Source organism: Micromonospora sp. NPDC023633, from assembly GCF_040640035.1.
In the GTDB taxonomy this organism is placed as follows: domain Bacteria; phylum Actinomycetota; class Actinomycetes; order Mycobacteriales; family Micromonosporaceae; genus Micromonospora.
The window spans coordinates 1-3599 of the sequence record NZ_JBFABB010000251.1 but is presented as its reverse complement, the minus strand read 5'-3'; the positions used below and the strand labels follow the sequence as shown (position 1 = coordinate 3599).

At 76.2% G+C, this 3599-nt stretch carries 5 protein-coding genes and 1 pseudogene; 5 read left to right on the top strand and 1 reads right to left on the bottom strand.

Features of this window, described 5'->3' with window-relative positions; all coding sequences use genetic code 11:
- Positions 1-209: 209 nt before the first annotated feature.
- Positions 210-512, top strand: coding sequence for a hypothetical protein (locus AB0G13_RS34355; protein WP_357883778.1), 303 nt, complete (start codon positions 210-212; stop codon positions 510-512).
- A gap of 276 nt (positions 513-788) precedes the next feature.
- On the top strand, positions 789-2174 hold the full coding sequence (locus AB0G13_RS34350; RefSeq protein WP_357883775.1) for a long-chain fatty acid--CoA ligase: 1386 nt from the start codon (positions 789-791) through the stop codon (positions 2172-2174).
- Here AB0G13_RS34350 and AB0G13_RS34345 read toward each other — a convergent pair.
- Complete coding sequence (locus tag AB0G13_RS34345; RefSeq protein WP_357883772.1) at positions 2105-2845, bottom strand: 4'-phosphopantetheinyl transferase superfamily protein; 741 nt, start codon at positions 2843-2845, stop codon at positions 2105-2107. The two genes, AB0G13_RS34350 and AB0G13_RS34345, sit on opposite strands and share 70 nt — an antisense overlap.
- Before the next feature lie 15 nt (positions 2846-2860).
- Between AB0G13_RS34345 and AB0G13_RS34340 the strand changes: the two genes are divergently transcribed.
- From AB0G13_RS34340 to AB0G13_RS34330, 3 genes and pseudogenes are all read left to right on the top strand, one after another.
- A complete protein-coding gene (locus AB0G13_RS34340) occupies positions 2861-3127 on the top strand; it encodes an acyl carrier protein (protein WP_334606965.1) in 267 nt (88 codons plus the stop codon).
- Positions 3127-3372, top strand: a complete 246-nt coding sequence (locus tag AB0G13_RS34335) for an acyl carrier protein (RefSeq protein ID WP_357883768.1) — start codon at positions 3127-3129, stop codon at positions 3370-3372. The genes AB0G13_RS34340 and AB0G13_RS34335 overlap by 1 nt, the downstream gene beginning before the upstream one ends.
- Positions 3365-3599: pseudogene (locus AB0G13_RS34330) on the top strand (beta-ketoacyl-[acyl-carrier-protein] synthase family protein); the annotation flags it as partial. The gene AB0G13_RS34335 and the pseudogene AB0G13_RS34330, both read left to right, overlap by 8 nt.

Genomic DNA, 3599 nt, shown 5'->3' with positions numbered 1-3599 from the left:
GGGGCGGTGGGGGCTTGGATACCCCGCCCCCCGGGCGCGCCCACAAACCCCCCCCCCCCCCCCCCCGGGCGCGGCCCCGGCTTGCCCCCCCCGCCGGGGGGGTCGGGGGGGGGGCCGCCCCCACGGCGGTGCTGTCGGGCCGCGTCGCGGGCGCGGGCCGGCGCCGCGGCGGGGCTGCCGGGCGCCGGGGGTGGTGGCAGGCTGCGGGGATGAGCGAACGTGACCTGCCCGCGTTGACCCGGGCCGAACAGGAACTCGTCGAGCGGTACCTGCGCGTCGTCGACCTAATCGCCCGGCTCAACCCGGCCCGCGACAGCGGGCACTTCGACCCGCTCGGTTGCGTGTTCGCCGCCCAGGCCCTGGCGGCCGAGGCGCGGGCGATCGAGGCCGTGGCGGAGCTGATGCGCGAGCGCGGCGAGACCGAGCTGCACGCCGGCACCCTGGCCCGGGCGATGCGCGCGATGGACGGGGAGCGGCGCACCGCCCGCGTCGTGCTCCCACCGGCACCCTGATCCCCTCCAGATCCCCCTCGAAGAGCACCATCGGCCGTCCGGTGGACGTCTCGCGCCGTACGCACGATGGGTCATCCGGCGGTCACCCTGAGCCGCCGTACGCGCCCGATCCTGCCCGTCGAACCGGCCGTGGGCAATCCGGCCGGCCGCCCTTTCTGATCTAGCCATTCGCATCTAGCTATGCGTCCGGACGGCGTCGTAAGGTTCCCCGCAGCACCCCGACAGGCACACCTTATGGGCGGATCCGCCCTCTTTGAGGCTGGGCGGTGAACGGTAGTGACGACGGGAAATCCTGCGGCGACGGACCCGCTCTGGGTTGACGAAATTCTGCTCGACGGTCATCCGGCCGACATTTGTCTCCGACTGCCCGAACCGGTCGACCGGGCCACCCTGCGCCGGCTGGTGACCGAGGCGCAGGCCCGCCTCGGCGCCGCCGGACTGCGCCCCGGGGGCGCCGCCGCGCTGCGGTTGCCGCCCTCGCTGGCGTACGTGGTGAACCTGCTGGCCACCTGGCGCAGCGGGGCGCAGGCGATCCTGCTCGACCACCGGCTCACCGACCACGAGGTCGACCGGGCGCTGGCGCGGCTCACCCCGCAGGTCGTCGTGGCCCCGGTCCGCACCGGCGGCGGCGGGCTGCGGGTCTTCGTCGACGTCACCGAGGGCGTCACCGCGTACGCCGACCGCCCGGCGGTCAGCGGACACGCGGTGATCCAGCTCAGCTCCGGCTCCACCGGACCGTCCAAGGTGATCGGCCGCACCGCCGACGACCTGGTCGCCGAGGTGCGCCGCTACACCCGCATCGACGGCGTGGCGCTGCCCGGTGAGCGGATCATCCTGCTGCCCTCGATGGTGCACGTGCTCGGCCTGGTCGGTGGCCTGCTCTACGGCCTGCACGCCGGGGTCGAGCTGGTGCCGCCGGAGCGGCTCGCCGGCGACGCCGTGCTGGCCGCGATCGCCGCCGGCGACTCGCCGGCCACCGTGCTCGGCGTACCGTTCCACATCGGACTGCTCGCCTCCACCCGCCCCGCCGGCCCCCTGCCGCAGCTCCGGCGGATGACCACCGGCGGCGAGCTGGTGCCGGCCGCCGTCGCCCGCGCCTTCACCGACCGCTACGGCGTGCCGCTGGGCAACATGTACGGGATGACCGAGGTCGGCGTCATCGGCACCGACCTGCACGGCCGGCACCGCCCGTCGATCGCCCCGGCGCCCGGCATCGAGGTCCGCGAGGTCGGCGGCGAGCTGTGGGTGAGCTGCCCCGCGTCGCCGTACGTCGGGCTGAGCGACCCCACCCGCTGGGCCGACGGCTGGCTGCGCACCCGCGACGCCGGCGCCGTGGACCCGGACACCGGCCTGGTCACCGTCCGCGGGCGGCTCGACTCGCAGGTCTCCGTCGGCGGCCTGAAGGTCGACCTGACCGAGGTGGAGGCGACCGTCGCCGCGCTGCCCGGCGTCGCCGCCGCCGTGGTCGTCTTCGACGGCGGGATCACCGCGTACGTGCAGCCGGACGGGCCGCTGTCGGAGGAGGTGCTCGACAAGCTGCTCGCCGAGCGGCTGGCCGGCTACAAGCGCCCCCGCACCCTGCGGCTGGTGGATCAGCTGCCCCGCACCACCACCGGCAAGCTGGTCCGCTCGGTCGACGCGCTGCGGACGGCGGCGACGTGACCGCTGCGCCGCGCCGCTCCGCCGTCCGCCTCCGTCCCGCACCCCTCCGCCTCGCACCGCACCACCTCGACCGGCACCGCGTCGACCGCGTCGACGGCGACCGCCAGGATCAGGCCCCCGCCCACGGGCGGATGCCCGACGCGCAGCCGCGCGAGGCCGGGCACCGGCCGCAGCGACCCGCCGGGACCGCCGGGCACCGGCATCAGCCGCCGCAGGCCGCCGTCGCGCAGCCCCACCCCGAGCGCCTTGCCGACGGCCTCCTTCGCCGTCCACAACCGCAGGAAGTCCGTCGCCTGCCCGTCGGCGGGGCGACCGGCCAGCCAGTCCGCCTCGGCGGGGGCGTACCACCGGCGGGCCAGCGCCGGCGCGGGCAGCGGACGGCACCGCTCCACGTCGACCCCCACCGGGCCACCCGCCCGGGCGGCGACCACCACCACCGGACCGGCCCGGCTGACGCTGACCGGGAGCCGCACCCGGGCGCCCGCGCCGGGCACCGAGACCAGCGGACGCCCGTCGCGCCCGCGCTCCACCACGATCTCCGCCTCCGCGCGGCCGAGCAGCGTGGCAGCCGCCCGCCGCAACAGCCGCCCGGCCGGGGCCGGCCGACCGCCGACGCCCCGACCGATCCACACGTACGCGGTGTCCCTACCGGGCACCGGTGACTGGCTCACGGAAAGAGGTTAACCATGCGACCCGAGATCCGCGCCTTCGTCGTCGAGCAGCTCGAGGACATGAACTACGACGTCGAGGGCATCGACGACGACACCACGCTCGGCCCGTCCGGGGTGGACCTGGAGTCGTTGGCCCTCGCCGACCTCGCCGTGCGCGTGGAGGACCGCTACGGCCTGAAGTTCGCCGACGACGAGTCCGAGAAGCTGGCCCTGATGACGGTCGGCGAGTTCACCACGATGATCGCCGACCGGGTCGCCGGGGCGACGAGCGACAACTCCTGATGGCCGGTCAGCCCGACCTGCAACGGGCCGAGCTGGTGACCATGCTCGCCGAACTGGCCGGGAAACCGCCCGCCGACGTCGGCGACCGGATCGGCTCCATGGAACTGGCCTGGCTGGTGCACCTCGTCGAGCAGCGCCACGACCGGCGGCTCGACCTCACCGACGACCAGCTCGCCGGGATCCGGACCGTCGACGACGCCCTGGCGGTCTTCCGCGCCGCCCTGACCGTCGCCGCCGATGGCTGAGCGGGTGGCCGTCCAGCTCACCGGCGTCCACGCGACCAGCGCGCTCGGCAGGGGACCCGACGCGCAGCTCGCCGGCGTGCTGGCCGGCGCGCCCGCGTTCCGGCTGGTGGACCGCTTCGACACGACGCCCCGCCGGGTCGACGCCGCCGCCACCCTGCCCGACGCCGGCGACCTGGCCGACGAGCTCGCCGAGGCGGTCGACGCCGCCTGCCGGGCCGCCGGGCTCG

What these genes read in the sequence shown, in the direction of transcription:
- AB0G13_RS34355 (WP_357883778.1), top strand. Translation starts at nt 210, where the DNA reads ATGAGCGAACGTGACCTGCCCGCGTTGACCCGGGCCGAACAGGAACTC.
- AB0G13_RS34340 (WP_334606965.1), top strand. Translation starts at nt 2,861, where the DNA reads ATGCGACCCGAGATCCGCGCCTTCGTCGTCGAGCAGCTCGAGGACATG.
- AB0G13_RS34335 (WP_357883768.1), top strand. Translation starts at nt 3,127, where the DNA reads ATGGCCGGTCAGCCCGACCTGCAACGGGCCGAGCTGGTGACCATGCTC.